1 protein-coding gene is annotated in these 1,501 nt (G+C 54.3%); it reads right to left on the bottom strand.

Annotated features, from left to right (window positions below):
• Positions 1–1,251: 1,251 nt before the first annotated feature.
• Positions 1,252–1,431 (bottom strand): hypothetical protein, encoded by a 180-nt coding sequence (locus H6A60_RS11225; RefSeq protein ID WP_205104645.1) that lies wholly within the window; start codon positions 1,429–1,431, stop codon positions 1,252–1,254.
• Positions 1,432–1,501 lie beyond the last annotated feature (70 nt).

Genomic DNA, 1,501 nt, shown 5'->3' with positions numbered 1-1,501 from the left:
AGATGTGTATAAGAGACAGGTCGTATAGCGAAAACGAAGCCACCGCAGGGTGGCTTATTCCTTTCATGTGAATCAGGAGTTCGAGCGGCGAATTTGCGAACGGCCTCGAAACTTCGGCAGCTCTCTAAAATTTGGGGGCAGGCGATGCAGCGACAGCAAGGTGCAGTTTTCGCTCCGATTCCGGGACGAGATTCCCGTCTCGTCTGACCAACCCTTGGTTGACAGTGCGGACGGCTTTTAAAGCGACTGCTTGTGTGCCGAGCTACTTTTCAACAGGCTGAGCGGGCTCATTGACAAAACCGAGCGACGTTTCGTCGATCAAGAGACGGCTCAACAGCTCGGCGATGCGCCCTTTGTCATTCCGTGTGCCACCTTCCGTTTCTCCATCGGTCAAATTAGTGCTCGATGCTCGCTCCGGCAGGAAGACTGAACGTCGGGGCCAAAGTATCACCTCAAGGAGAATTACTGATGTTTTATCCGATCGAAATTGCCCAAAAGAAGGGCCTTCAGCCGTGACATCCCTGAGCTCGCCACTGCCTTTGACACTCTTGAAGAACTCAAGGAGGAGATAGCGGCCTTCGTAACCGTATGTTCTATAAACGAATTATCGGCATGAAAAGAAACGCATTCCTCTTCCGTCCGATCCCTTACCGGGAGAGGAACGCCTTTACGTTCCGCTATACATTCAGGCCAAGATTTCACTCTGGAACTGTATGGTCGACAAAGGCATGAATCTGCAGTCGCTCGCCAAAATGCTGGACATTTCGCCTGCTCATGCACAGCGGTATGTCGACCTGTGACTCAAGCGAGTCAGCCTAGAAAACATTTAGGAAGCGCTTCACCGCCTTGGGTTCCATTTAACCGCAAAGGCGGATGCGACCGATTGACGTACCGTGAATTGCGCCACAACCGGGTCGAAGAACGCCAGGCGCACGCTTGAGTCGTTGAGTTCGAGCCGGAGATACGAGGCTCCTTTGAGGAACGCAGGTGATCCAAGACCGCGATTTACGACATGAAGATCGTGAGGCTCCGGAAGCCTGCTGCTCGAAGTGCCGGTCGAACGTTTGAAAACGTACTTTACACCCAGCTCGTGCGCCAATTCCATTGCTGCTTCACTGTGTAAGTACGCTTGCGAATATCACCGAAAAGCTTGAGCTTACCGACATTGTTCGGGCGGACGCGGTACCGGTGTAAGGCTCCGACTTTTGCATTCTCACCGCCCGAATCTTCGGCCCGATCTATATCGCTCTTTTACAGTTTTAAGTGCGTCGCCCAAAGCAGAACACCGTCAAGAAAGGCCGTGGCGCCCGGCATGGCACTGGGGCCGGTGACGGATGCATAGACCGAAAGCAGCTTTCCGGACGGGTGCTCGAGATAACCCGCGAGCGCTCGTGTCGAGGCGAGTGTACCCGTCTTCAAGCGCGCCCGCACCCCGGGCAATCCTCATCGGCGCATGGTGCCGCCGACGCCAGCAATCGGCAAACTTTCAAAGAAGGCATTC

The sequence above is a fragment of the Sutterella massiliensis genome (genome assembly GCF_016899755.1).
Taxonomy (GTDB): Bacteria; Pseudomonadota; Gammaproteobacteria; order Burkholderiales; family Burkholderiaceae_F; genus Sutterella; species Sutterella massiliensis.
The sequence above is the reverse complement of the archived record's forward strand: the minus strand, read 5'-3'. Positions and strand labels throughout refer to the sequence as shown.